The organism is Natrialba sp. PRR66, from assembly GCF_034808065.1.
Taxonomy (GTDB): Archaea; Halobacteriota; Halobacteria; order Halobacteriales; family Natrialbaceae; genus Natrialba; species Natrialba aegyptia.
Map to the genome: position 1 here is coordinate 1 of NZ_JAXHGN010000148.1, position 263 is coordinate 263.

Consider the following 263-nt stretch of genomic DNA (forward strand, 5'->3'; position numbering starts at 1 on the left):
TGCACTAAGAAGACAGTATGAAAGTTTTGCAGCAATGGAAGGACATCATGATCTCCACGATACAGCCCTTAGCTTTCGCCTTTTGAGACAACAGGGATACAATGTCTCTGCAGATTGCTTCAGCAAATTCAAGGGCAAGGATGGAAAGTTCAAACAAGAGCTTGAAAAGGATATTAAAGGATTATTAAATTTATTTGAAGCATCTCAAACGCACATTCACGAGGACAATATACTTGATGATGCTGCTGAATTCACTACGCGTG

General features: G+C 39.9%; 1 protein-coding gene. It reads left to right on the top strand.

Annotated elements, in window-relative coordinates; genetic code table 11:
• Nucleotides 1-263 (top strand): hypothetical protein (locus tag SM755_RS23810; protein WP_323174859.1); only part of this gene is annotated, 263 nt, incomplete at both ends.